At 66.8% G+C, this 25,259-nt stretch carries 22 protein-coding genes; 19 read left to right on the forward strand and 3 right to left on the reverse strand.

Annotated features, from left to right (window positions below; all coding sequences use genetic code 11):
- Nucleotides 1-750: 750 nt before the first annotated feature.
- The 11 genes from ACWDUA_RS25030 to ACWDUA_RS25080 all read left to right on the forward strand — a co-directional run bounded on the left by ACWDUA_RS25030 (nt 751) and on the right by ACWDUA_RS25080 (nt 12,799).
- Nucleotides 751-2,388, forward strand: a complete 1,638-nt coding sequence (locus ACWDUA_RS25030) for an aromatic/alkene/methane monooxygenase hydroxylase/oxygenase subunit alpha (protein WP_449753732.1) — start codon at nt 751-753, stop codon at nt 2,386-2,388.
- A 123-nt stretch (nt 2,389-2,511) separates the two neighbouring features.
- On the forward strand, nt 2,512-3,564 hold the full coding sequence (locus ACWDUA_RS25035; protein ID WP_449753733.1) for a 2Fe-2S iron-sulfur cluster-binding protein: 1,053 nt from the start codon (nt 2,512-2,514) through the stop codon (nt 3,562-3,564).
- Between the two features lie 63 nt (nt 3,565-3,627).
- The gene (locus tag ACWDUA_RS25040; protein WP_449753734.1) at nt 3,628-4,734 is read left to right on the forward strand and encodes an aromatic/alkene monooxygenase hydroxylase subunit beta; all 1,107 of its coding nucleotides are present in this window, start codon (nt 3,628-3,630) and stop codon (nt 4,732-4,734) included.
- 5 nt (nt 4,735-4,739) lie between these two features.
- A complete protein-coding gene (gene mimD / locus ACWDUA_RS25045) occupies nt 4,740-5,078 on the forward strand; it encodes a propane 2-monooxygenase effector subunit MimD (RefSeq protein WP_449753753.1) in 339 nt (112 codons plus the stop codon).
- 146 nt (nt 5,079-5,224) lie between these two features.
- On the forward strand, nt 5,225-6,271 hold the full coding sequence (locus ACWDUA_RS25050; protein WP_449753735.1) for an amidohydrolase family protein: 1,047 nt from the start codon (nt 5,225-5,227) through the stop codon (nt 6,269-6,271).
- Nucleotides 6,268-7,140 (forward strand): iron-sulfur cluster assembly protein, encoded by an 873-nt coding sequence (locus ACWDUA_RS25055; RefSeq protein ID WP_449753736.1) that lies wholly within the window; start codon nt 6,268-6,270, stop codon nt 7,138-7,140. Before ACWDUA_RS25050 ends, ACWDUA_RS25055 begins: the two co-directional genes overlap by 4 nt.
- Nucleotides 7,137-8,192, forward strand: a complete 1,056-nt coding sequence (locus ACWDUA_RS25060; RefSeq protein WP_449753737.1) for an NAD(P)-dependent alcohol dehydrogenase — start codon at nt 7,137-7,139, stop codon at nt 8,190-8,192. Before ACWDUA_RS25055 ends, ACWDUA_RS25060 begins: the two co-directional genes overlap by 4 nt.
- 144 nt (nt 8,193-8,336) lie before the next feature.
- Entirely contained in the window at nt 8,337-9,986 is a 1,650-nt protein-coding gene (gene groL / locus ACWDUA_RS25065) for a chaperonin GroEL (RefSeq protein WP_449753738.1), read from the forward strand.
- A gap of 137 nt (nt 9,987-10,123) precedes the next feature.
- Entirely contained in the window at nt 10,124-11,908 is a 1,785-nt protein-coding gene (locus ACWDUA_RS25070) for a sigma-54-dependent Fis family transcriptional regulator (protein WP_449753739.1), read from the forward strand.
- A 66-nt stretch (nt 11,909-11,974) separates the two neighbouring features.
- Complete coding sequence (gene ykgO / locus ACWDUA_RS25075) at nt 11,975-12,097, forward strand: type B 50S ribosomal protein L36 (RefSeq protein ID WP_449753740.1); 123 nt, start codon at nt 11,975-11,977, stop codon at nt 12,095-12,097.
- Nucleotides 12,098-12,142: 45 nt separating this feature from the next.
- Nucleotides 12,143-12,799: a class II aldolase/adducin family protein gene (locus ACWDUA_RS25080; RefSeq protein ID WP_449753741.1), complete on the forward strand. Its 657-nt coding sequence runs from the start codon at nt 12,143-12,145 to the stop codon at nt 12,797-12,799.
- Between the two features lie 54 nt (nt 12,800-12,853).
- Here the strand turns inward: ACWDUA_RS25080 and ACWDUA_RS25085 are convergent, their stop codons facing one another.
- The gene (locus ACWDUA_RS25085; protein WP_449753742.1) at nt 12,854-13,462 is read right to left on the reverse strand and encodes a TetR/AcrR family transcriptional regulator; all 609 of its coding nucleotides are present in this window, start codon (nt 13,460-13,462) and stop codon (nt 12,854-12,856) included.
- A gap of 135 nt (nt 13,463-13,597) precedes the next feature.
- On the opposite strand from ACWDUA_RS25085, the gene ACWDUA_RS25090 reads away from it, so the two are divergent.
- Together ACWDUA_RS25090 and ACWDUA_RS25095 are read left to right on the forward strand one after the other, a co-directional pair.
- A complete protein-coding gene (locus ACWDUA_RS25090; RefSeq protein WP_449753743.1) occupies nt 13,598-15,490 on the forward strand; it encodes an acyl-CoA dehydrogenase C-terminal domain-containing protein in 1,893 nt (630 codons plus the stop codon).
- Nucleotides 15,491-15,609: 119 nt separating this feature from the next.
- Nucleotides 15,610-16,371, forward strand: coding sequence for an SDR family NAD(P)-dependent oxidoreductase (locus ACWDUA_RS25095; RefSeq protein WP_449753744.1), 762 nt, complete (start codon nt 15,610-15,612; stop codon nt 16,369-16,371).
- Nucleotides 16,372-16,452: 81 nt separating this feature from the next.
- Here ACWDUA_RS25095 and ACWDUA_RS25100 read toward each other — a convergent pair whose 3' ends face one another.
- Nucleotides 16,453-17,796: a class I SAM-dependent methyltransferase gene (locus tag ACWDUA_RS25100; RefSeq protein WP_449753745.1), complete on the reverse strand. Its 1,344-nt coding sequence runs from the start codon at nt 17,794-17,796 to the stop codon at nt 16,453-16,455.
- 77 nt (nt 17,797-17,873) lie between these two features.
- On the opposite strand from ACWDUA_RS25100, the gene ACWDUA_RS25105 reads away from it, so the two are divergent.
- From ACWDUA_RS25105 to rsgA, 5 genes are all read left to right on the forward strand, one after another.
- Nucleotides 17,874-19,586 (forward strand): nucleobase:cation symporter-2 family protein, encoded by a 1,713-nt coding sequence (locus ACWDUA_RS25105; protein ID WP_449753746.1) that lies wholly within the window; start codon nt 17,874-17,876, stop codon nt 19,584-19,586.
- A gap of 235 nt (nt 19,587-19,821) precedes the next feature.
- Nucleotides 19,822-20,049 (forward strand): hypothetical protein, encoded by a 228-nt coding sequence (locus ACWDUA_RS25110; protein WP_449753747.1) that lies wholly within the window; start codon nt 19,822-19,824, stop codon nt 20,047-20,049.
- An 85-nt stretch (nt 20,050-20,134) separates the two neighbouring features.
- Nucleotides 20,135-20,521 carry a VOC family protein gene (locus ACWDUA_RS25115; RefSeq protein ID WP_449753748.1) on the forward strand — a complete coding sequence of 129 codons (387 nt, stop codon included), beginning with the start codon at nt 20,135-20,137 and terminating at the stop codon, nt 20,519-20,521.
- Between the two features lie 119 nt (nt 20,522-20,640).
- Complete coding sequence (gene aroA, locus ACWDUA_RS25120; RefSeq protein ID WP_449753749.1) at nt 20,641-21,900, forward strand: 3-phosphoshikimate 1-carboxyvinyltransferase; 1,260 nt, start codon at nt 20,641-20,643, stop codon at nt 21,898-21,900.
- Nucleotides 21,897-22,934 (forward strand): ribosome small subunit-dependent GTPase A, encoded by a 1,038-nt coding sequence (gene rsgA, locus ACWDUA_RS25125; protein WP_449753750.1) that lies wholly within the window; start codon nt 21,897-21,899, stop codon nt 22,932-22,934. The genes aroA and rsgA overlap by 4 nt, the downstream gene beginning before the upstream one ends.
- Nucleotides 22,935-23,053: 119 nt before the next feature.
- Here the strand turns inward: rsgA and ACWDUA_RS25130 are convergent, their stop codons facing one another.
- Nucleotides 23,054-23,926, reverse strand: coding sequence for a 3-hydroxyacyl-CoA dehydrogenase (locus tag ACWDUA_RS25130; RefSeq protein ID WP_449753751.1), 873 nt, complete (start codon nt 23,924-23,926; stop codon nt 23,054-23,056).
- A gap of 581 nt (nt 23,927-24,507) precedes the next feature.
- Here ACWDUA_RS25130 and ACWDUA_RS25135 point away from each other — a divergent pair.
- Complete coding sequence (locus tag ACWDUA_RS25135; protein ID WP_449753752.1) at nt 24,508-24,747, forward strand: hypothetical protein; 240 nt, start codon at nt 24,508-24,510, stop codon at nt 24,745-24,747.
- Nucleotides 24,748-25,259: the final 512 nt, after the last annotated feature.

The following is a 25,259-nucleotide window of genomic DNA, read 5'->3' on the forward strand; positions in this document are numbered from 1 at the left end:
GCGATCGCTGCAGCTGCTGCCGTCGTCGACGAGTACTCCCCGCCATGCTCGGCCAACATCCGTAACGCACGAGCCTTGACCTCGGGATCAATGTTTTTCGGCATGTGCTCATCCTTCCTGACTCAAAAGGAAGCGGCACGAAACCCCGGGGGATTCAGTTGAGCCGAGACCAAGCCCGCAACCCCTTCCGATGATTGAGCCGGGACCGAGCGAAGCGAGGACCCGAGTCGAAATCCCCGCAACCCACACCACGCGGCAACCACCAGAGGTTTCGACACGCCTCGTCGCTCCGCTCCTCAGCAGCTCAACCACCAACTGCCAGTAGATGGTTGAGCCGAGACCAAGCCCGCAACCCCTTCCGATGATTGAGCCGGGACCGAGCGAAGCGAGGACCCGAGTCGAAATCCCCACAACCCACGCCACGCGGCAACCACCATCGCCGTGCACACCTCCCATCGTCGGCCGACAGAGGTTTCGACACGCCTCGTCGCTCCGCTCCTCAGCAGCTCAACCACCAAACACACACGCCTCGTCGCTCCGCTCCTCAGCAGCTCAACCACCGAACACACACACACACACCTCGTCGACTCAACTCGACCACCGAAGAGGCCGCGAGCGACGACGGAGTCGACGCGAACAAACACGGTTGTCTCACAGTGAGACGTATGTGAGCCACATCACGCGATTGTATGAATGCGCCTGAAGTCCACCCCGTCGGCAGCCCGCCGGCTTCATCTGAGGAGGCGCACATTGAGCAGGCAGAGCTTGACCAAAGCCCATGCGAAGATCACCGAGTTGTCGTGGGAGCCCACCTTCGCCACCCCCGCCACCCGGTTCGGCACCGACTACACCTTCGAGAAGGCCCCCAAGAAGGATCCGCTCAAGCAGATCATGCGGTCCTACTTCCCCATGGAGGAGGAGAAGGACAACCGGGTGTACGGCGCCATGGACGGCGCGGTTCGCGGCAACATGTTCCGGCAGGTGCAGGAACGCTGGCTGGAATGGCAGAAGCTGTTCCTGTCGATCATCCCGTTCCCGGAGATCTCGGCAGCCCGCGCGATGCCGATGGCCATCGACGCGGTCCCCAACCCGGAGATCCACAACGGTCTTGCGGTGCAGATGATCGACGAGGTCCGTCACTCGACGATCCAGATGAACCTCAAGAAGCTGTACATGAACAACTACATCGACCCGGCCGGCTTCGACATCACCGAGAAGGCCTTCGCGAACAACTACGCGGGCACCATCGGCCGGCAGTTCGGTGAGGGCTTCATCACCGGGGACGCGATCACCGCGGCCAACATCTACCTCACCGTCGTCGCCGAGACCGCGTTCACCAACACGCTGTTCGTCGCCATGCCCGACGAGGCCGCGGCCAACGGCGACTACCTGCTGCCCACGGTGTTCCACTCGGTGCAGTCCGACGAGTCGCGCCACATCTCCAACGGCTACTCGATCCTGCTGATGGCCCTGGCCGACGAACGCAACCGTCCGCTGCTCGAACGCGACCTGCGCTATGCGTGGTGGAACAACCATTGCGTGGTGGATGCCGCGATCGGCACCTTCATCGAATACGGCACCAAAGACCGCCGCAAGGACCGCGAGTCCTACGCGGAGATGTGGCGTCGCTGGATCTACGACGACTACTACCGCAGTTACCTTCTGCCACTGGAGAAGTACGGCCTCACCATCCCGCACGACCTGGTCGAGGAGGCCTGGAACCGGATCGTCAACAAGCACTACGTGCACGAGGTGGCCCGCTTCTTCGCCACCGGCTGGCCGGTCAACTACTGGCGGATCGATGCCATGACCGACGCCGACTTCGAATGGTTCGAGGAGAAGTATCCCGGGTGGTACAACAAGTTCGGTCGCTGGTGGGAGGCCTACAACCGCCTCGCCTACCCGGGTCGCAACAAGCCGATCGCCTTCGAGGACGTCGACTACGAGTACCCGCACCGGTGCTGGACCTGCATGGTGCCGTGCCTGATCCGTGAGGACACGGTGATGGACAAGGTCGACGGCCAGTGGCGGACCTATTGCTCGGAGACGTGCGCCTGGACCGACAAGGTCGCCTTCCGCGGCGAGTACGAGGGCCGCGAGACCCCGAACATGGGACGGCTCACCGGCTTCCGCGAATGGGAGACCCTGCATCATGGCAAGGACCTCGCCGATGTCATCAACGATCTCGGCTATGTCCGCGACGACGGGCAGACCCTGATCGGTCAGCCGCATCTGAATCTCGATCCCGACAAGATGTGGAAGCTCGACGACATCCGTGGCATCACCTTCAACAGCCCCAACGTGCTGCTGAACGAGATGGGCGACGCCGAGCGCGAGGCCTACATGGCGGCCTATCGGGCCAATCGCAACGGTGCCGTGACGGCCTGACGCCGACCGAACCCATCGCACCCGGCGCCGGCCGGGCGGCCACTCACCGACACCTCCGCGTCGGTGGGTGGCCGGGGCCGGCGCGCCCATATCCCGGAGATCCCACACCCCGTAGGAGACATCGTGGCCGACTCCCACCGCATCACCTTCGAACCCGTCGACATCGAGATGGAGGTCGACGAGGACGAGACCATCCTCGACGCCGCCTTCCGGCAGGGCATCCACCTGATGCACGGCTGCCGCGAAGGGCAGTGTTCGGCGTGCAAGTCCTTCGTCCTCGACGGCGACGTCCAGATGGACGACTATTCGACGTTCGCCTGCAACGACGCCGAGACCGAGGAGGGATACGTCCTGCTGTGCCGCTCGTATGCGTACGGCGACTGTGAGATCGAACTCCTCAACTTCGATGAGGACGAACTGCTCGGCGGTGCACCGATCCAGGACATCACCACGACGGTCACGGCGATCGAACCGATGACCGCCGACATCGTCTCCCTACGACTGCAGGTGTCGGAGGCCGACGGATTCCAGTTCAAGGCAGGACAATACGTCGATCTGAAGGTTCCGGGCACCGATCACACCCGGTCGTTCTCGCTGGCCACCACGCCGGCCACCCCGGACCGGCTGGAGTTCCTGATCAAGAAGTACCCGGGCGGTCTCTTCGCCGGAATCCTGGACAGCACACTGCAAGTCGGTGACGAGATCGGCCTGACCGGACCGTTCGGCAACTTCACCATCAAGGACGGTCGGGTCCTGCCGATCGTCGCAATCGGCGGCGGGGCGGGCATGGCCCCGGTACTGTCGCTGCTACGGCACGCCGCACAGACCGGTCTGTCCCGACCGGTGCACTTCTACTACGGTGCACGCACCGCGGCAGATCTGTTCTACCTCGACGAGATCGTTTCTCTCGGTGCGCAACTCGAGACCTTCTCGTTCACCGCGTGCCTGTCGGAGTCCACTGACGACGCCCCGGCCGGGGTCACCGTCGAAAGCGGCAACGTCACCGACATCGTGGCCCGCACCCAGCCCGACCTGGCCCGCACGGAGGTGTACTTCTGCGGTCCGCCACCGATGGTCGACGCCGCTCTGGCCCTTGCCGATTCGGCCGGCGTTCCCAAGGACCAGGTCTTCTTCGACAAGTTCAACAGCCCGGCGTTCTCGACACCCGCCGTCTGACCCACCCTGCGATCACCGGTCCCAGCCATCAGCGGTGATCGCCGAAGAGAAGGAACGAAAGGCATGTCTGCACCAGCACAGCCGCGGGAGCGTAGCTTCCCCTCCATCGAGTTCACCGACGCCGAGGCCGGCGCCGCGGTGTTCCCCAGTTCCACCAGCCGCAAGTACAGCTACTACACCCCGGCCCGTAAGCGGGCCACCATGTACGAGGACGTCACCGTCGACGTCCAGCCCGACCCGGACCGGCACCTGACCCAGGGCTGGATCTACGGCTTCGGTGACGGCCCCGGCGGCTACCCCAAGGAGTGGACCGCCGCACGCTCGAGTAACTGGCACGCCTTCCTCGACCCCAACGAGGAGTGGGACCAGACCATCTACCGCAACAACTCGGCGGTGGTGCACCAGGTGGATCTGTGTCTGCAGAACGCGAAGCGTGCACGTGCCTACGACTCGTGGAATGCGCCGTGGCTCAAGTTCATCGAACGCCACCTCGGCGCCTGGATGCACGCCGAGAACGGCCTGGCGCTACACGTGTTCACCTCGATCCAGCGATCGGGCCCCACCAACATGATCAACACCGCGGTCGCGGTGAACGCCGCCCACAAGCTGCGGTTCGCCCAGGACCTCGCCCTCTACAACCTCGACATCGCCGAGGCCGAGGACGGATTCGACGGTTCGGCTCACCGCGAGACCTGGATGAGTGCACCCGAGTGGCAGGGTGTCCGGGAGACCGTCGAGCGGTTGACCGCGGTCGGCGACTGGTGTCAGCTGCTGTTCGCCTCCAACATCGTCTTCGAGCAACTCGTCGGCTCGCTGTTCCGCTCCGAACTGATCATGCAGGTGGCCGCCCGCAACGGCGACTACATCACCCCCACCATCGTCGGCACCGGTGAGTACGACTACGACCGCGACCTGGCCTACACCCGCAACCTGTTCCGGATGCTCTCCCGGGACGAGGAGTTCGGCCAGGCCAACCGGGAACTGTTCGGCGAGTGGATGTCGGAGTGGGTCCCCCGCTGCCTGGACGCCGCCCGCACGCTGCAGCCGATCTGGTCGCAGCCGGCCGACAAGTCGGTGACCTTCGCCGCCGGCCTCGACGCCGCCACCGCCAAGTTCCGCAGCGTCCTGGAATCCATCGAAACCGAGATCCCTGAGGAGTTGAACCAGTGAGCACCATGCAGTTCGGCGCACAGACCGAGTTCTCCAACATGTGCGGAGTGACACTCATGAACACCCCGATCGGCCGGGTCGTCGCCGATGTCATGGGGGCCAAGGAGGGCGTCTCCCTCACCGAGTATCCGTCGATGATCCGGGTGGACGGGGTCAACCGCCTCGTCTTCGACTACGACGAGCTCACCGATGCCCTCGGCCAGGACTTCGACGGCTCGATCTTCGAGGAGATCAGCTCCACCCACTACGGACGGATGGTCCACCTCGACGACCAGACCATCTTGTTCGCCAGCCCGGAGGATGCCGCCGAGTTCATCGGCTTCGACCTGACCGCCTCCTCCTGAGACCACGCCGCCGGGACCACGCCCCCACGGTCCCGGCGGCGTTTCCACCCGAACACCACCCCAGCCCGACAGCACCACCCCAGCCCGACAGCACCACCGCAGCCCAGAACGGCGCCATCGCAGCCATCGGAGAAAGCGAGCGAGAGATGTACGAGAAGAACGGCGAGCAGTACTTCATCGTCGATGCCCATGTGCACCTGTGGGACGGACGCGAGGCCAACCGGCGCAACATCCACGGCAAGCAGTTCATCGACTGCTTCTACGACTATCACCGCAACCTCAGCCCCGAGCAGGAGGTCTGGGACTACGACACCTACTGCTACTACGGTCCCGACCGGCTCATGCGCGACCTGTTCGAGGAGGGGCCCGCCGATCACGCCATCTTCCAGGCCACCATCCTGCGGGACTTCTACGTCAACGGATTCGCCCAGGTCGACGACTCGCTGAAACTCGCCGCCGACAACCCGGACAAGCTCACCTACAACCACGCCTACGATCCCCGCGACGGCGAGGACGGTCTGGTGCGGTTGCGCAAGGACGCCGAGTCCATGCAGCTCAAGGGTGTCAAGCTCTACACCGCCGAATGGCACGGCGATTCCCGCGGATACAAGCTCGACGACCACTGGTCACGGCGCTACCTCGAGGAGTGCATCGACCTCGGGATCACCAACATCCACGTCCACAAGGGCCCCACCATCCGTCCGTTGGACCGCGACTCCTTCGACGTCGCCGACGTCGACAAGGTCGCCACCGACTACACCGAGCTGAACTTCATCATCGAACACGTCGGCCTGCCCCGGCTCGAGGACTTCTGCTGGATCGCCACCCAGGAGTCCAACGTGTACGGCGGTCTGGCCGTGGCGATCCCGTTCATCCACAGCCGACCCCGGTACTTCGCGCAGATCATCGGCGAGCTCATGTACTGGATCGGCGAGGACAAGATCCTGTTCGCCAGCGACTACGCACTGTGGACCCCGCAGTGGCTCGTGGAGAAGTTCGTGGACTTCCAGATCCCCGAGGACATGACCGAGTACGCGCCGCTCACCACCGAGGCCAAGAAGAAGATCCTCGGTCTCAACGCGGCGAACCTGTACCCGCACATCGAGGTTCCCGAGCATCTTCGGCTGCCGAGCGAGACCCCCGATCCCGGCGCGGAGGTGGCCGCCGGCGCGCCGGAGGTGGTGACCGCATGACCGCCCTGATCGATCGGGGCCGTGACCCCGCCGGGGCGGCGGGCCCGGTCCCACCCTCCGACACCGCCGTCGCACTCACCGACGCCGTGATGGCCGCACTCGACACGGTGTCCGATCCGGAGCTCGATCAGCCGATCACCGAGTTGCGTTTCGTCCGTTCGGTTGTCGTCGACGACGAGGGCGTGACCGTACACCTGCGGTTGCCCACGTCGTTCTGTTCCCCGAACTTCGCCTATCTGATGTGTTCGGATGCGCTGGACGCACTCGAGGACATCGACGGCATCGGCCGGGTGCTGGTGATGCTCGACGACCACCATGATTCGGACAAGATCAATGCGGGCCTGGCCGCACACGCCGGCTACAAGGGGACGTTCACCGTCGAGGCCGAGCAGGATCTCGACGAACTGCGGATGACGTTCCTGCGCAAGGCCCACACCGCCGCGATGGAACGGGCGGTGAGCCCGCTCATCGCGGCCGGGACCGCCGACGTCGACGACTGTGCGCACCTGCTGCTGCGTGATCTGCCGGAGAACCCGGCCAAGGTCGCGTTGCTGCGCCGGCGCGCGCAGATCGGTCTCGGCGTCTGCCCCAACTGCCGGGTGGTGGTCGACGAGGACGGTACCCCCCTTCCCGCCGAGGCCATTCCGATGCGGCTTCGGTTCGCCCGGTCGGTGCGGATCTCGATGGAGGGCAACGGCCACTTCTGCCGGGGGCTGCTGGCCACCCGCTACGCCGACGACACCGCATGCGACGGCACCTCGGGGCCGGTCATCACCGATCTGCGGGTGCTGCCCGTGCCCACCCTTCGCACCGAACACACCACGGATCGGGCCACCCCGGACCCGCACACAGAGAGGTCAGCATCATGAGAGCCGTCCAGGTGGTCGGATACCACGACAAGTTGCAGCTCAACGAGATCCCCGATCCCCAGATCACCGGACCGTTCGACGTGATCGTCCGGGTCGGCGGTGCCGGCGTGTGCCGCACCGACCTGCACATTCTCGAAGGACAATGGGAAGCCAAATCCGGTGTCGCCCTGCCCTACACGATCGGCCACGAGAACGCGGGCTGGGTCGAGGCGATCGGCGACGCGGTCACCAACGTGGCCGTCGGCGACAAGGTTATCCTGCATCCGCTGATCACCTGCGGACTGTGCCGGGCGTGCCGGGCCGGCGACGACGTGCACTGTGAGAACAGCAGGTTCCCCGGCATCGACACCGACGGCGGATACGCCGAGTTCCTCAAGACGTCGGCGCGCAGTGTGGTACGGATCGACGACTCGCTCGAACCCGCCGACGTCGCCGCCCTCGCCGATGCCGGACTGACCGCCTACCACGCGGCGGCCAAGGTGGCCCGCATGACCCGACCGGGTGACACCTGTGTGGTGATCGGTGCAGGTGGTCTGGGGCACATCGGAATCCAGGTCCTGGCCGCCATCTCGGGCGTCCGGATCGTGGTGGTCGACCGCAACCCGGACGCCGTCGCCCTGGCCCTCGAGGTGGGTGCGCACGTCGGGATCACCGCGCCCGGGGGCGAGGCGAGCGCAGCGCAGTCGAACGGCGGCCCGGTGGAACAGGTCCTCGAGTTGACCGGCGGGCACGGTGCCGAGGCGGTGCTGGACTTCGTCGGCGAGGGCGGCGCCACCGCCGAAGGTGTGGCGATGCTGCGCCGCGCCGGCAACTACTTCGTGGTCGGCTACGGCGAGAACATCGACGTCCCCACCATCGACATCATCTCCACCGAGATCAACTTCATCGGTAACCTGGTCGGCTCCTACAACGACCTGAACGAACTGATGATCCTCGCTGCGCAGGGAAAGGTGAAGCTGCACACCGCGACCTATCGCCTCGACGACTTCCAGCAGGCGCTCGACGATCTCGACGCCGGCCGGGTCAGGGGGCGCGCCATCCTGATCCCCTGACCGGATCCGGCGATCACACCCGCCCGTCCCTTCTCGCACTCGATCATCACCGCTCGATCCCGCCCGGCGCCGACGGACATGGCGCCCGGGTCCACTCGGAGAACCCCACTTCCCCATCGGGAAACACCAGAAAGGTTGGAGAACATGGCCAAGGAGTTGCGCTACAACGCCGAAGCGCGGCTGCGACTGGAGCGGGGCGTCAATGCCCTCGCCGACGCGGTCAAGGTGACTTTGGGCCCGAAGGGCCGGAATGCGGTGCTGGAGAAGCTGACCGGTCCGCCGACGATCACCAACGACGGTGTGACGATCGCCCGCGAGATCCAGTTGCGCGACCCGTTCGCCAACATGGGTGCCCAGCTGGTGAAGGAGGTGGCGATGAAGACCAACGGGGCGGTCGGCGACGGCACCACCACCGCGACCGTCCTCGCCCAGGCGATGGTGCGGGAGGGTCTGCGCGCGGTCGACCAGGGCGCCAACCCGATGCGGGTGCGGCGCGGGATCGAACGCGCGGTGGCCGTCGTCGTGGAGTCCCTGAGCTCTCAGGCGGTGCAGATCGGCGGCCGCTCGGATCTCGAGCGGATCGCCGGATTGGCCGCCAGTGACGACGAGGTGATCGGCGAGGTGATCGCGACCGCCGTCGAGCACGTCGGCAAGTCCGGGGTGATCACCACCGAGGAGAGCGACACCATCGGCCTCGCCGTCGACGTGGTGGACGGCATCGAGTTCGACCACGGCTACATCTCCGGCTACATGGTCACCGACCCCGACCGGATGGAGGCGGTCCTCGACAACCCGGTGGTGCTGCTGACCAACAAGAAGATCACCGGCGTCCAGGAGATCATGCCGACGATCGAGGTGGCCAAGCGCGCCGATCGTCCGCTGCTCGTGCTCGCCGAGGACGTGGACGGGCCGGCGCTACAACTGCTCGTCGGTGGCAACATGCACAGGACGATGCAGTCGGTCGTGGTGCGTGCGCCAGGATTCGGGCATCGGCGGGTGGCCGAGCTGGAGGATCTCGCGGTGGCGCTCGGCGGGCATGTGATCGCCCGGGACACCGGCATCGAACTCACCGAGGTCACCATCGACCACCTGGGCACGTGCGATCGGGTGACGGTCACCGAGAACGAGACCACCCTGGTCGGCGCACACGGCGAACAGTCGCTGGTCGACGCCCGTGTCCGTCACCTGGAGGCGCAGCTGGAGCGCGCGCGGATCGACGCCGACCGCGACAGTCTGGAACTGCGCATGGCCCGGCTCACCGGCCGCGTGGCGGTGATCCGGGTGGGCGGGGTGACGAGCGTCGAACTCAAGGAACGCATGCTCCGCGTCGAGGACGCGCTCGCCGCCACCCGCGCCGCGGTGGACGAGGGCATCGTGTCGGGCGGTGGCACCGCCCTGGCCCAAGCGCACCGGACACTGGCCGCACTCGAGGCCACCGGCGACGAGCAGGTCGGTATCCAGGTGGTCCGCAACTCACTGGCCGAACCGCTGCGGTGGATCGCCACCAACGCCGGTTTCGACGGCGACGAGGTGGTCGAGGTGGTCGGTGAACTACCCCTCGGCCACGGGTTCAACGCGCTGACCGGTCGGTACGGCGACATGTTCGACGAGGGGGTGATCGACCCGTGCAAGGTGACCAAGGCCGCCCTGGTCAGTGCCGCGTCGATCGCCGCACTGCTGATCACCACCGAGACCGCGATCGTCGAGGAGGTGGCCGGCAATCCGGGCGCGATCCCCGCACCCGGCTTCGGTGATCTCGCCGAGGGTATGGTCCGCCCCTCCAACATCTACTGACCGCGGCAGGGCCGGTCACGAACTGGGCCGGTCACGATCGGGGCGACTCCGACGCCCACGGCGTTGATCGTGACCGGCCCTCCCCCGTACACTCGGTCCAGATGTGAGACCCGCATCACACAGGAGTCGTTTGCTCGGTGACCTCACAGCCCATCATCCCGACCGTCCCCCGACGGGTGTCGTCCGTACCTCCCGCGATCGCGCGTGCACGGGAGGATTTCCTCGCCGACAACCGTCTCGACGATGCCGTCCGTGACCCGATCTCCACGTCATGGCAGCGGTCGCGCGCCTTCAACGTCGACGCCGACCGCCTCCAGTTGCCGTTCGTCCGCGAACCCAACCTCGAGAGTCCCCTGGTCAGCGCCGCCCAGCCGATCATCGACCAGCTCGCCGACGATCTGTCGGCCGAACCGGTCAGCATCGTCCTGACCTCCCCCGACGGCATGGTCCTGTCCCGGACCACGGCACACCGTCGGCTCCAGACCATGCTCGACGACGTGAGCCTCGCACCCGGCTACAGCTACAGCGAGGAGCACGTCGGCACCAACGGGATCGGCACCGCGCTGGAGAGCAGGCAGCCCACCCTCGTGATCGGCGCCGAGCACTACACCGAATGCCTCAGCCGGCTCTCGTGCGCCGGGGTCCCGATCGTGCACCCGATCTCCGGGGCGGTGGTCGGCGCGCTCGACCTCACCTGCACCGAAGAGCATCCGTCGAGCCTGCTGCTGTCGCTGGCGAAGTCGGCGACCTCACAGATCGTGCAACGGATGCTCTCGCAGGCCAGTGAACGTGAATCCCGGCTGCTCAACGCCTACCTCGCATCGTGCCGCCGGGCACCGCAGACCATGGTGCTCGGGATCGCCGGCGACGTGGTGCTGATGAACCGCCGACTGCGCCACAGCGTCGACGCCGCCGACCAGCTCACCCTGCTCGAGTGCGCCGTCGATCCCTCGCCCGGCGCCACCGGCAGCCGGATCGGCACGCTGCCGTCGGGCCGGGTCGCCCGCCTGACACCGGTGACCGATCACTGCGATCCCGAGGGGCAGGTGGCGGTCTTCCGCGTGCACCTCGTCGATCCGGGTCCGGCCGCACCGTCGTCCCCGGTCCGCACCGAGGACTCCGCCCTGCCCGGCATGGTGGGCCGTAGTTCGTCGTGGCGTCAGTGCTGCGCGCGCGTCGTCGGGCATGTCCGCGCCGGGCAGTGGATCGCGGTGTCGGGCGAGGCCGGGTCGGGGCGCACGGCGATCCTGCGGGCCGCCGCCGAGCGCCTGCTGCCGACCACGGTCCGGGTGTTCGCCGCGGAGGACTTCGATTCCGACGACACCGTGGACGCGCTGGCCGCCGAACTCGACCGGGACGGCTTCGGGGTGATCATCCGCGACCTGGACCGACTCTCGCCGCTGACGCAGGAGGTCATCGCCGACCTGTTGCCCGGGCGCGAACACGCCGGATTCCTCGGTGTGACGACCCAGGCCGCACAGGGCGATTCGTCGTCGATGCTGCTGCCGTTCTTCGGGCACACCGTGGAGGTCCCGCCGCTGCGGCACCGGATCGAGGACCTGCACGACCTGGTGCCGACGCTGTTGCGGCAGTTGACCCGTGGCCGTGAGCTCACCGTGGCCCGGGAGGCGATGACGGTGCTCGGCAAGTACTCGTGGCCGGGCAATGTGGCCGAACTGCGCCAGACCCTGCGCGAGGTGGTCACCCATCAACGGTCCGGGGTGATCGGTGTCGGACAGTTGCCGCCGCGGTGCCGGACCACCGGGCGGCACACGCTGACCCGCATCCAGGCCCTCGAACGTGACGCGATCGTCCGCAGCCTGGAGGAGAACGGCAACAGCAAGGCGGCCGCCGCCGAGGCGCTCGGCATCTCCCGGGCAACGGTGTACCGCAAGATCAAGGAGTTCGGAATCCTGACCTGACCCGGTTCGGAGTGCGGCGGACCGACCGCTAATATAAATGACAACCACTTTCAGTAAGGAGTTGTCATGAAGGTTCGTTCCTCTGTCCGTTCACTCAAGAAGCAGCCGGGTTCACAGGTGGTGCGCCGTCGCGGCCGCGTGTTCGTCATCAACAAGGACAACCCGCGGTTCAAGGCACGTCAGGGGTGAGTGTTCGCACTTCGTGAATCAGACGAACGGTCTACCGTCGGATGAGTGGACATCGACGATCAGCGGGCCTCCCTGTGCGCGGCAGCCCATCAACTCGCCGCCGCCGGGCTCGCGACCGGGACCAGCGGCAACCTGTCGGTACGCGTCGGCGACCAGGTGCTGATCACCCCGTCGGACTCACGACTGAAGTCGCTCGACCCGGAGCAGCTGGTGGTGGTCGACCTCGACGGCACGGTGGCCGTCCCGACCCCCTACCGCCCGACGTCCGAACTGCACATCCACCTCGGGATCTACCGCAGCTCGTCGGTGGCCGCGGTGGCGCATGCGCACCCCGCGTCGTCGGTGGCCGTGGCCAACATCGTCGACGAGCTGCCGCCGATCCACTACGCCGCGGCCACCATCGGCGGATCGGTCCGGGTTGCCCCGTACGCGGTGTTCGGCAGCGTGGAGCTCAGTGAGGTGGTCAAGGTGGCACTCTACGAGCGCTCCGCGGCGCTGATGCGCAACCATGGGTCGGTGGCGGTCGGCGGCACCATCGAAACCGCCTGCGACAACCTCGAACTCGTGGAGTGGCTGTCGGATGTGTATCTGCGCTCCGTCGGTGGCGGGACACCTGCCGTCCTCGACGGCACCGCGCTCACCGAAGTGGTCGCCGCCGGTGCCCGCCGCCACTACACCCCCTTCCCGGGCAGGAATCGATAAGCCGTTCCGGCGCAATCCCTCTCAGCGAACCCAGTACGCGGGGTCCCGTCGGGCTCAGCCGACGATCCGCTCGGCCGTCCGGGCATACGCCCGCCCCAGCGCGACCGGATCCCGGTGTGCGCGACTGGGAAACCAGCGACACACGTCGACACACAGTGACGAGATGGCGAGTACCGCGTCGTCGGCGTCGTCGACGGTGAACTCCCCCGCCGCCCTACCGCCCCGGACGATCTCGTCGAGCACCGCGGTGATCTCCCGTCGCAGACCGGCGATGGTGCGAAAGTGCTCGGGAGCCAGCGCGCGCAGCTCGTACTGGACCACCCGGGCCAGCGCGTGATGCTCGGCCTGCCAGCCGGCGAAGGCCGCCACCACCGCCCGCAGTCGGTCCCGGTATGTCCGGGTCGGGTCGTCGGCCGCGGCGATCGCGTCGCTGACCTTGCGATGACCCTCGAGGGCGATCGAAAAGAGCAGTTCCTCCTTGGACCGGAAGTGCGGATACATCGCCGCTGCGCTCATGTTGAGCCGCGCGGTGATCTGACGCGTCGAGGTCCCGGCGTAGCCGTGCTCGGCGAAGGACTCGATCGCCGCGTCGCGGATACGTTGCGCCGCAGCAGAACCGACCACCCCAGACCGATCCGGTCCGGGATTGCGCACCTCGGCCACCCGACCCCGCCTCCTTCTCCTCGATCCCTGCGTCCGCGCCCGCATGGTTGACGTCACACCACTGTCGAGGCAGTATAAGCGAGTGCTCAGGAAATGAGCACTCGCTTAGGAATCGCATCACCCCGGAGGAGAGTCATGGCCGACGCCCTGTCCCGTCGCGATCTGGAGTTCCTGCTCTACGAATGGCTCGACGTCGAATCACTCACCACCCGGACCCGATTCGCCGAGCACTCCAGAGAGACCTTCGATGCGGTCCTCGAGCTCTCCGCCGACATCGCGACCAGCCGCTTCGCACCGGTCAACCATCTCGGCGACGCCAACGAGCCCTACGTCGGCGACGACGGACGCGTCGTCCTGCCCGAGGAGATCACCTCCGGGATCACCGAATTCCTCAAGGCCGGCCTGATCGCCGGCACCTTCGACGAGGAGCTCGGCGGCATGCAGCTGCCGGCCGTCGTGGCCCGCGCCTCCCAGGCCTGGTTCCAGGCCGCCAACGCCGCGATGTCGTCATACGCCTTCCTCTCGATCGGCAACGCCAACCTGCTCGCCGAGTACGGCACCCCCGAACAGATCGACACCTGGGTCAAGCCCATCGTCGAGGGCCGCTACTTCGGCACCATGTGCCTGTCCGAGCCACAGGCCGGCTCGTCGCTCGCCGACATCACCACCAAGGCCGTCCCCGCCGACGACGGCACCTACCGCATCACCGGCACCAAGATGTGGATCTCCGCCGGCGACCACGAGATCGGCGAGAACATCGTGCATCTCGTGCTGGCCAAGGCACCCGGCGGCGGCCCCGGCGTCAAGGGCATCTCACTGTTCATCGTCCCCAAGTTCCTGCCCGACGGCACCCGCAACGACGTCGCCCTGGTCGGCCTCAACCACAAGATGGGCAACCGCGCGACCACCAACTGCCTGCTGAACTTCGGTGACGGCACCTTCGCGCCGGGCTCCGACTCCGCCGGCCCCGGCGCGGCACCGACTCCGCCCGCTCACTCCGTTCCCGGCGCGGCACCAACTCCGCCCGCTCACTCCGTTCCCGGCGCGGCACCAACTCCGCCCGCTCACTCCGTTCCCGGCGCGGTCGGCTACCTGGTCGGCGAAGAGCACAAGGGCCTGTCCTACATGTTCCACATGATGAACGAGGCTCGGATCGGCGTCGGTTTCCTGGCCACCACGATCGGCTACGCCGGCTACCTGGCCTCCCTCGAGTACGCCAAGGTGCGGACCCAGGGGCGCCCCGTGGACCAGAAGGACCCCGAGTCCAAACCCGTCCCGATCATCGAGCACGCCGACGTCAAGCGCATGCTGCTCGCCCAGAAGTCCTACGTCGAGGGCGCCCTGGCGCTCGGGCTGTACTGCAGCAAGCTCGTCGACCTGCAGCAGACCGGCGACGACGCCGAGCGTGAGCGCGCAGGCTTGCTGCTCGACGTGCTCACCCCGATCACCAAGTCGTGGCCGGCGCAGTGGTGCCTCGAGGCCAACAACCTGGCGATCCAGGTACACGGCGGCTACGGCTACACCCGCGAGTTCCCGGTCGAGCAGTACTACCGCGACAACCGACTCAACCCCATCCATGAGGGTGCACACGGCATCCACGGCCTGGACCTGTTGGGCCGCAAGGTGATCATGCGCGGTGGCGCGGGCTTGCAGCTGCTCGTCGAGACCATCGGCGAGAGCCTGATCCGAGCCGCCGCCCAGCCCGCCCTGGACGCCTACGCCGACGATCTGCGCACCCGCGTCGAGACCCTGGTCACCACCACCGCCAAGGTCTGGTCGACCGGCGAACCGGCGCTTGCGCTGGCCAATGCCACCGCCTACCTCGAGGCCGCCGGACACCTCGTGATCGGCTGGATGTGGCTCGAGCAGCTGCTGGCCGTCGGCGACAGGTCCGGCGACTTCTACGATGGCAAACGCGCTGCGGCCCAGTACTTCTTCCGGTATGAACTGCCCAAGACCGCCGCGCAGTTCGAGCTGCTCGCGGCCCTCGATCGCACCACCCTCGACACCGATCCCGCCTGGCTGTGATCCGCGAGCAGGGCCCCGACCGAACGCACGCTCGGTTCTAGTACTCTGCATGGCAGTCAGGGTGCTGCACGTCACAGGCGTGCAGCACCCGTTCACACCCGACCCAAGGAGCTCCACCAGTGTCCGTGCTCGACATGTTCTCCCTGACCGGCAAGGTCGTCGTGGTGACCGGCGCGTCGTCGGGCCTCGGCGTCTCGTTCGCCACCGCCTTCGCCGAGGCCGGCGCCGACGTGGTGCTCGCCGCCCGCCGCACCGACCGGCTCGCCGAGACCGCGGCCAAGGTCGAGGCCCTCGGCCGTAGCTCACTGTCGGTGGCCACCGACGTCGCCGACCCGGATGCGTGCCAGCGTGCCATCGACTCCGCGATGGAGACGTTCGGGCACGTGGACGTGCTGATCAACAATGCAGGGGTGGGGACGGCCGTGCCCGCGACAAAGGAGACTCCACAGCAGTTCCGCGACGTCGTCGACATCAACCTGAACGGCTCGTACTGGATGGCCCAGGCGGCCGGAAGGGTGATGCAGCCGGGCAGCGCCATCGTCAACATCTCGTCGATCCTGGGGATCACCACCGCCGGGCTGCCGCAGGCCGCCTACAGCGCATCGAAGGCAGCGATCATCGGCCTCACGCGCGACCTCGCCCAGCAGTGGGGCACCCGCCGCGGCATCCGCGTCAACGCCCTCGCCCCCGGCTTCTTCAAGTCGGAGATGACCGACGGCTACGCCCCCGGCTACCTGGACTCTCAGATGCCGCGACTGTTGTTGGGCCGCACCGGGGATCCCGCCGAGCTCGCCGCCACCGCCGTGTGGCTGGCCTCACCGGCCGGTGGTTACATGACCGGCCAGACCATCGTCGTCGACGGCGGACTCACCGCCACGTAGTCGTCGCCAGACCCTCCACAGTTCCACAGAAACCCCGCCCGCAAGGCGGCGTTTCTGCGTAGGTGTGGAGGGTCTGCGGGGTCAGACCCGCGCAGTCGCGATGAGGGTGTCGCAGTTGACCTCGGTGATGTGTTCGGCGGCAAGGCGTTCGACGAACCGGTCCCGGATCGTCCGGCGTGTCTCGTCGTCGAGGTCGGTGAGCGCACCGCGATAACCGCTGCCCAGGACCAGTTTCCACGCGAACTCCGGCGTGCACGTCACGCGGAGCCCCAGGGTACCGACCTCCACGCCGTGTCCGCCGACGTCGGCCAGCCACGCGGCGAGCTTCTCCTCGGTGTTGATGCGGTCGATCGGACGCGGACCGCTGCCGGATGTCCGAGGTCCCTGATGTCCCGTGTCACCGACGATCTCGCTCACCGTGGCGAAGTAGGCGGCGGCGAAATCGACCATCGCGTCGGCATCCCACACCGTCACGCCGACCTTCCCGCCGGGACGAACAAGTCGGAGGAGCCGACGGGTGGCGTCGTCCATCTCCGGCAGGAAGAACACCCCGAACGAGCATGAGAGGATGTCGAAGGTGTTGTCGCAGGGCGCGATCCCCGGTTCGAGGGTGGTCACGTCGGCCATCGCCACATCGACATTGTCCACTCCCGCCGCCTCTGCCTTGGCACGGGCGACGTCGAGCAACGCCGCAGAGAAGTCCACCGCCAGCACCCGACCGTCGGCCCCCACCACCTTCGCCGCAGGAAGCACGCTCGCGCCGGTCCCCGAACAGATGTCGATCACCGAATCCCCCGGACGCGGATCCAGCGCGGTGATCAGGGCCTCGCCGACCGGCCCCCAGACCTGTGGGGACACCGCGTCGAAGTCGTCGGCGGCGGAGTCGAACACACCGGCCGGCCGCGAGTGGGGTCCCCCGGTGTCGGTGTGTGTCACGTCGTCGAGCGCGGCGGTGAGCCGGGTCAGGAATTCCGCCTGCGCCGGATTGAGCTTGACCGCGGCGTCGGCGAGGGCGAACCACCCCGCACGATCGATCTCCGGGAACTGCGCCACCTTTCCCGACCGTGGCGGCCACACCATCTCGAAGGTGTTCGAGGTGATGGTCGAGACGTCGAGATCACCCTCGACGGCGTACCCGGTGACCCGCTTGCCGCTCTTGAGGCGGACCTCGCCGAGTTCGACGACCGGGCCCTCGGGCACAGCCGATCCGATCTCCTCGGCGAACTCACGTCGCGCCGCACCCAGGAGGTCCTCGCCGGGTTCGGCGAGCCCCTTGGGGATCGTCCACGCCCCGTCGTCCTTCCGCGTCCACAACGGTCCCCCGGGATGCGCGATGAGGACCTCGAGGGAGTCGTCGCGCCACCGGTAGACGAGCATGCCCGCGCTGATCTGTGCCCCTCGGGAAGAGGAATTTCTGCCTGCCATGTTCATATATTCTGGCGGAAACACGACCGACACACGCATGGCGCGGGACGGAAATGTCCGACTCATAGACACTGTGCATGTCATTTCTCCAGACGATCAAGCACGGCCGGGATGCCGACCACCCCGTCGACGACATCCCCCCGTTCCTCAAGCTCTTCCCACTCGGACTGCAGCACGTCATGGCGATGTACGCCGGTGCCGTCGCGGTTCCACTCATCGTCGGCGGCGCGATGGTCGGTGCCGGGCAGATGCAGAGCAACGAAATCGTCCATCTGATCACCGCCGACCTCTTCGTCGCCGGTATCGCGACCATCCTGCAGGCGGTGGGATTCTGGCGATTCGGTGTCCGCCTTCCCCTGATGCAGGGCGTGACCTTCGCCGCGGTCGGCCCGATGATCACCATCGGACTCAACCACGGGATCACCGCCATCTACGGCTCGGTGATCGCCTGCGGTGTGTTCATGATCCTGGTGGCACCGATCGTCGGAAGACTCATCCGGTTCTTCCCACCGCTGGTCACCGGCACGATCATCCTGATCATCGGTGTCTCCCTGATGCGCGTGGCGGCCGGCTGGTTCGGCGGCGGCACCGCCAAGGGCGAGGACTTCGGCGCCCCCAAGGCCATCGCCTTCGGTTTCCTGACGCTGCTGCTGATCATCCTGATCGAACGGTTCGCCCCTGCCGCGATCAAGCGTGTGTCCATCCTGATCGGTCTGGTGATCGGCACACTCATCTCGATCCCGTTCGGCATGACCGACTGGAGCGACGTCGGTGAGAGCTCCTGGGTGGCGATCCCCGAACCGTTCTACTTCGGATTCCCGACCTTCGACGTCAGCTCGATCATCGCGATGATCATCGTCGCCCTGGTCATCATGACCGAGACCACCGGCGACATCGTGGCGGTCGGTGAGATCGTCGACAAGAAGATCACCCCGAGCAGGCTCGCCGACGGTATGCGCGCCGACGGTCTCGGCACCGTCCTCGGCGGCATCTTCAACACCTTCCCGTACACCGCTTTCGCCCAGAACGTCGGACTGGTCGCGATCACCGGCGTCAAGACCCGCCACGTCGCCACCTGTGCCGGCGGCATCCTGGTGGTGCTGGGCCTGTTGCCGAAGATGGCCGCGATCATCGAGGGCATCCCGCAGCCGGTTCTCGGTGGTGCCGGTGTGGCGCTGTTCGGCATGGTCGCCGCGAGTGGCGTGCGGACGCTGAGCAAGGTGAAGTTCAACAACACCAACATCCTGGTGGTGGCGATCTCGGTGGGCGTTGCCATGCTGACCGAAGCGAAGCTGTACTACACCTCAGACGGCGTGAACGTCTCGCTGGATCTGTACCACCAGTTCCCGGACTGGTTCCAGACCATCTTCCACTCGGGTATCTCGGCCGGTGCACTCACCGCGATCGTGTTGAACCTGCTGCTCAACACGCGCAGCACCTCACCCGACCCGGCCGACTACCACAACACCGGCGAGATCGACGTCGTCACCGCCGAGGGTCTGGCGAGTGCCGAGGGGATGTCGGGCGCCGACGGTCCGCGTGGTGGTGCCTTCGATCCGCGCGACGCACTTGCCGCGGCCGACCCGGCCACCCCGCCGGAGACGCTCAAGCTGCTCGCCGAGCACGACGCCGGACTGCATCGGTTCATCGTGACCAATCCGTCGGCACCCAGGGAACTCTGCGACTGGATCAAGGAGCAGGGCGATCCCACCGTGACACAGCTCCTCGACGTCTGGGACGACAAGACCGAGGGCCGCTTCTCCGCCCGCGGCCCGCAGTCCACGAGCTGACCCGACACCCGCCGCCTCTCCGCGCACACTGGGCGTCCATCTCGGGTGATCGTCCTCGGGATGGGCGCCCATGCGGATCGGGACGGGTGGGCCTGCGCGGGCCGGTCCGTACGGTAGCCGGTTCCGGTCGTGTTCCCGTGCCCGGTGTTCCCCGTGCCCGGTGTTCCCCGAGCCCGGTGTTCCCCGAGCCCGGTGTTTCCGTGCCCGCCACGCCCGACGCTCCTATCGTGGAGGTATGTCCCACAGCCCCCAGCCCGAAGAGCTCGATCCCGCCGTCGCCGACCCCGACATCCCCGCCGAACCGCCGCGTGCATCTGCGTTCGCGTTCGGCGATGCCACCCCGATCGGCGAGACCGACCGGATCGTGCGGGAGACCGCCGCCTATGACGCCGCACGTCACGACATCGAGGTGACGCGCGGGCACGCCGTCGGAGGCAGCGACGGCAGCACCGAAGGACAGTGATCACCCCGATCACATCCCGACATTCCCGGCGCGCCGACGCGGTTGTCCCACGCCGCCGGCCGATGGGCGTGTAGACACGTGAGGCATGGAGGTCCTCACCAGCCGTGTGTTGCTCCGGTCCGGCGATCCCGAGCGACTGCAGCACTTCTACCGCCATCAGCTTCGCCTGGCAGTGGCCCGCGAGTACCCCGGAGGGGTGGTGTTCTACGCGGGCAACGGACTGATCGAGGTGCCCGGTCACCTCACCGCGGACGTCGACGCGGCCGTCGAACCGTCGGGCGCGCTCTGGCTGCAGGTCCGCGACATCGCCGCCACCGAACGCGAACTGCGGGCGGCCCGAGTGGAGATCGCACGCGAGGCGGTGACCGAGCCCTGGGGTCTGATCGAGATGCACCTTCGCGATCCGGACGGCCGGTTGCTCATCGTGGTCGAGGTGCCCGCCACGCATCCGCTGCGTCTCGACAACCGGTGAGCCGACGACCTGCGTGCTGACGCCCGCTGTGCTGCTGCCCGGCGTGTTGCTCCCCGCTGTGCTGATACCCGGTGTGCTGCTGCCCGGTCGGGTCGGGCCGTCATGACAGACTGGACGCCATGAGCACGTGGAATGCGCCTGTGTCCGGGCCGGTGGACGCCGTCGTCGATCTCCCCGGCTCGAAGTCGATCACCAATCGCGCCCTGCTGCTGGCCGCCATCGCCGACGGCCCCTCGACCGTCACCGGCACGTTGCGCAGCCGCGACACCAATCTGATGCTGTCGGCACTCACCGACCTGGGCATCGGTGTCGATGTCGGCGACGACCCGACCACCGTGACGATCACCCCGAATCCGATGCACGGCACCGATGTCTACTGCGGACTCGCCGGTACGGTGATGCGGTTCCTGCCACCGGTCGCGGCCCTGGCCGTCGGGCGCGTCGCCTTCGACGGCGACGAGCAGGCCCGGCATCGTCCCCTGGCCACCATCCTCGACGCCCTGCGCGGCCTCGGCGTCGAGATCGACGGCGACGCCCTGCCGTTCTCGGTCACCGGCACCGGTTCGGCACGCGGGGGTGGGGTGACCGTCGACGCATCCGGGTCGTCACAGTTCGTCTCCGGGCTACTCCTCGCCGGAGCTCGCTTCGACGAGGGCATCACCGTCCGCCACGTGGGGCCGCCCGTACCGTCGATGCCGCATATCGAGATGACCATCACGATGCTCGCCACCGCGGGTGTCGTCGTCGACGTATCCACACCCGACGTGTGGCGGGTCCCGCCGACACCGATCCGGGCCGTCGACTGGGCGATCGAACCGGATCTGTCGAATGCCGCGGCCTTCCTCGCCGCCGGAGCCGCCACCGCCGGCCGGGTGAGCGTGCCGCGCTGGCCGTCGGTGACCACCCAGCCGGGTGCACAGATCGCCGACATCCTCGCCGAGATGGGGTGTGCCGTGGAACTCGTCGACGGATCACTCACCGTCACCGGCCCGGAACGGCTCAAGGGCATCGACCGCGATCTGAAGGAGATCGGCGAGCTCACCCCCACCATCGCCGCCCTCGCCGCCCTGGCCGACACCGAATCCCGGCTGACCGGCATCGCTCACCTACGCGGACACGAGACCGACCGGCTCAGGGCACTGACCACCGAGATCGGACGCCTCGGCGGAGACGCCGAGGAGATCGAGGACGGACTGATCATCCGGCCTGCGAAACTTCATGGCGGACAATGGGAATCGTATGCCGATCACCGGATGGCGACGGCCGGGGCGATCATCGGCCTGCAGGTCCCGGCGGTACTCGTCGACGATATCGAGACCACGTCGAAGACGCTGCCCGACTTCCCCGGCATGTGGCAGCAGATGATCGGTCGCCCGTGAACCGACGCGCGGAGAGCTACGACGAGTCCGACGTCCGGATCCGTCCCGGCAAGGGCAGCCGTCCGCGCACCAAGACCCGTCCCGCACACGAGAACGCCGAATCCGCGATGGTCGTGTCGGTCGATCGTGGCCGCTGGGGATGCACGCTCGGCGGCGACCCCGGCCGCCGGGTGGTGGCGATGCGTGCCCGCGAACTCGGCCGCACGCCGATCGTCGTCGGCGACGATGTGGGGGTGGTCGGCGACCTCACCGGCCGGCCGGACACCCTCGCCCGCATCGTCAAGGTGGCCGAACGCCGAACCGTGCTGCGCCGCACCGCCGATGACACAGATCCCTATGAACGGATCGTCGTCGCCAACGCCGACCGACTGCTCATCGTCACCGCGATGGCCGATCCCCCGCCCCGCACCGGCTTCGTCGAACGCGCACTGGCCGCAGCCTACGTCGGCGGGTTGGAGCCGATCCTGTGTCTCACCAAGACCGACCTCGCCTCCCCGGACGAGTTCGTCGCCGCATTCGAGGGCCTCGATCTGCCGATCGTCCACGCCGGGCGCACCGATCCCCTCGACGACGTGCTGACGCTGCTCCGCGGGCATCTGACCGCCCTGATCGGTCACTCCGGGGTGGGTAAGTCCACGCTCGTCAATCGCCTTGTGCCCGAGGCAGATCGGGCCACCGGGGTGGTATCGGGGGTGGGCAAGGGACGCCACACCTCCACCCAGTCGGTGGCATTGCCGCTGCCCGGCGACGGCGAGACCCAGCGCTCATGGGTGGTCGACACTCCGGGCATCCGCTCGTTCGGTCTGGCACATGTCGGTCCCGACGACATCATCGACGCCTTCGACGATCTGCGCGATGCCATCGAGAACTGTCCACGCGGCTGCACCCATCTGGGCCCGCCGGCCGATCCGGAGTGCGCCCTCGACGGGCTCGAAGGCCCGTCACACCGGCGGGCGATGGCCGTGCGGCACCTGTTGATCGCGGTGTCGGGGGGCACCACCGAAGAGAACCCCGAAGCCGTCCCGGAGCAGTGAACACACACCTCACCCCCGGCTCAACCAGCAAGCGGCAGTGGATGGTCGAGCCGACGTGGTGCGGGGCCGACGCGACCACACGACACAGGTCCTTGCGCTCTCGTCGGCGGTTGTGACGTTCAGCTGTTGTCGTCGGTGGTGGTGTAGTCGTAGAAGCCGTGACCGGACGCGATACCGAGCCGGCCCTTGTCGATGTAGTTCTCCTTGAGCCAGCGTCCAAGCTTCTGCTGGTCCTCGTCACCGTTGATCATGATGTTGTACGGGGTGTTCAGACCCACGATGTCGTATATCTGGAACGGACCGATCGGTGCGCCGGTGGCGATCCGCCACACGTTGTCGACGTCCTTCGGATCGGCGTAGTCGCCGGCGGCCAGCTGTGCTGCCGCCGAGAGGAACGGCACGAGAAGCGAATTCAGGACGTAGCCCGCCTTCTCCTTGTGCATCGGGATCGGGACCATGCCGATCTCGGAGGCGCAGGCGACGACCGCGTCGAACGATTCCTTGCTGGTCTCCGGGGTTCCCATGACCTCGGCGGTGTTGAACTGCCAGACCCGATTCGCGAAGTGCATGGCGAGGAAGCGGTCCACGCGACCACTCGACGGCGCGATGTCACTGGGAAGCAGGGTCGACGAGTTGGTGGCGAAGATGGTCTTCTCCGGCGCCACCGCGTTGAGCTTGGCGAAGGTGTCCTGCTTGATCGACAGCACCTCCGGTACCGCCTCGATCACGAGGTCGGCGTCGGCAGCGGCGACCGAGAGATCAGACGTGAACGAGAGATTCGAACGCGCGGCGTCGACCCTTTCCTGCGTGGCGCCGGGCACCTCGGCGAGATAGGTCTTCGCGAGCCCGTCCGCCCGCTCCTTGGCCTTGACGAGAATGTCGTCATTGATGTCGTAGGCGACAACCTTTTTGCCGCTGTACGCGGACTGGAAAGCAATCTGAGATCCGAGAACACCGGTACCGAGCACTGCAATATTGTCGATTGTCGCCATAAATCGAAGCTATCGCCGGGTCCACACCACTGTCAACCTATCCCACAGCGTTCGCCATCACACTTGTTGTCGGCAATGAAACCGATCAAATCCACCGACGCACGCGTGTCGCACATCGGGCCGGGTAGACGATCGATCTGTGCCGAATTCAGAGTTGGCCGGCCATCCCGGACATGTGCACCGATCGGTCCGCCGTCGCAGTCGAGTGACGCCGCGAGTTCAGCAGCTGTTCCGAGAACGGTGAACTTTCCAGACCTTCCATACCACCGGAATCCAGACGACTCATTCACATTCACCCGAGAACTTCCGAAGAATTCTCGAAGAATCGTCGGGTGAATTTCGGCATGTACCCAATTCTTGGAACAAGAGAACCGCGGGTCCGCCCGAAAAGGGCATCCTGTTCCGGTGGTGACGTTGCCGAGTTCGGCCGGAGGAGGTTAAGCCCGACGAGACAACAACCATCACTGCTGATTGAGCCGGGACCGAGCCCGACGAGACAACAACCATCACTGCTGATTGAGCCGGGACCGAGCCCGAAGGGCGAGGACCCGAGTCGAAATCTCTGCAGGGTACGTCGGGCGGTGACCAAGGATGCGGGATCCGCATTTGTCGAGTTCGGAGGCGCTGAATCGGGTGGCGTAGTCGGCCATGGAGTGTTCGGCGGCGGTTTTCTTGTCGAAGGGGGCGGCGAGGGGGATCTTCTTCAGCCAGGACAGGGCGATGTCGATGTGGGTGGTGCCGGCCTGGCCGGAGGCGAATACGGCCGCGAGTTCGGAGATTCGGGTTGGGTGGGTTCGCCGGTCAGGGAGCGTTCGGGTTGAACGTCCTGCATCCGGTCGAGGCAGGCTTTGCAGTCGGAGGAGTGGAGTTCGGTGTCCATGAAGGAGAAGACGGTGCGGTGTCCGCGGTCGCGGTGGATGTCTCGGTGATCATCGGGTCGCCATGGAAGGTCAACCGGTTCAACGCTTTTTCGGCGGTTCTCGCGACTTCGATCAATTCGGCGGCGGTAGTGACGGTGAGGTCGGCGCCGGCGAGTAGGTCCAAACCCTTCGGTGATCAGGGCGAGTGCTTGCGACATGCAGAATCGGGGATCGGTTGTACCGGCGTCGGTTTCGTTGGTCATCGACGCTCACCCCCCTGTCGCGTGAGGATCTGCTTATGGAACAGGTGTGGCACTACTGACGATTCTGTGGGTACCCAACGGTGCGCCTAAAGCACGCAACGCCCTGTCTCCCATGATGTTTGGTTTGCGAAGACTAAACAGAAGGAGCAAGGCGTTGCGCACGACCACTGTACTGCAGAAGCTACTGGGAGTCGAGCACCTGACGGTGCT

The organism is Gordonia sp. NPDC003376, from assembly GCF_053589235.1.

Excerpts from the sequence above, each read along its gene's own strand:
- ACWDUA_RS25040 (WP_449753734.1), top strand. The coding sequence starts at position 3,628 with ATGTCTGCACCAGCACAGCCGCGGGAGCGTAGCTTCCCCTCCATCGAG.
- mimD (WP_449753753.1), top strand. The coding sequence starts at position 4,740 with ATGCAGTTCGGCGCACAGACCGAGTTCTCCAACATGTGCGGAGTGACA.
- ACWDUA_RS25050 (WP_449753735.1), top strand. The coding sequence starts at position 5,225 with ATGTACGAGAAGAACGGCGAGCAGTACTTCATCGTCGATGCCCATGTG.
- ACWDUA_RS25055 (WP_449753736.1), top strand. The coding sequence starts at position 6,268 with ATGACCGCCCTGATCGATCGGGGCCGTGACCCCGCCGGGGCGGCGGGC.
- ACWDUA_RS25060 (WP_449753737.1), top strand. The coding sequence starts at position 7,137 with ATGAGAGCCGTCCAGGTGGTCGGATACCACGACAAGTTGCAGCTCAAC.
- groL (WP_449753738.1), top strand. The coding sequence starts at position 8,337 with ATGGCCAAGGAGTTGCGCTACAACGCCGAAGCGCGGCTGCGACTGGAG.
- ykgO (WP_449753740.1), top strand. The coding sequence starts at position 11,975 with ATGAAGGTTCGTTCCTCTGTCCGTTCACTCAAGAAGCAGCCGGGTTCA.
- ACWDUA_RS25090 (WP_449753743.1), top strand. The coding sequence starts at position 13,598 with ATGGCCGACGCCCTGTCCCGTCGCGATCTGGAGTTCCTGCTCTACGAA.
- ACWDUA_RS25100 (WP_449753745.1), bottom strand. The coding sequence starts at position 17,796 with ATGGCAGGCAGAAATTCCTCTTCCCGAGGGGCACAGATCAGCGCGGGC.
- ACWDUA_RS25105 (WP_449753746.1), top strand. The coding sequence starts at position 17,874 with ATGTCATTTCTCCAGACGATCAAGCACGGCCGGGATGCCGACCACCCC.
- ACWDUA_RS25110 (WP_449753747.1), top strand. The coding sequence starts at position 19,822 with ATGTCCCACAGCCCCCAGCCCGAAGAGCTCGATCCCGCCGTCGCCGAC.
- ACWDUA_RS25115 (WP_449753748.1), top strand. The coding sequence starts at position 20,135 with ATGGAGGTCCTCACCAGCCGTGTGTTGCTCCGGTCCGGCGATCCCGAG.
- aroA (WP_449753749.1), top strand. The coding sequence starts at position 20,641 with ATGAGCACGTGGAATGCGCCTGTGTCCGGGCCGGTGGACGCCGTCGTC.
- ACWDUA_RS25130 (WP_449753751.1), bottom strand. The coding sequence starts at position 23,926 with ATGGCGACAATCGACAATATTGCAGTGCTCGGTACCGGTGTTCTCGGA.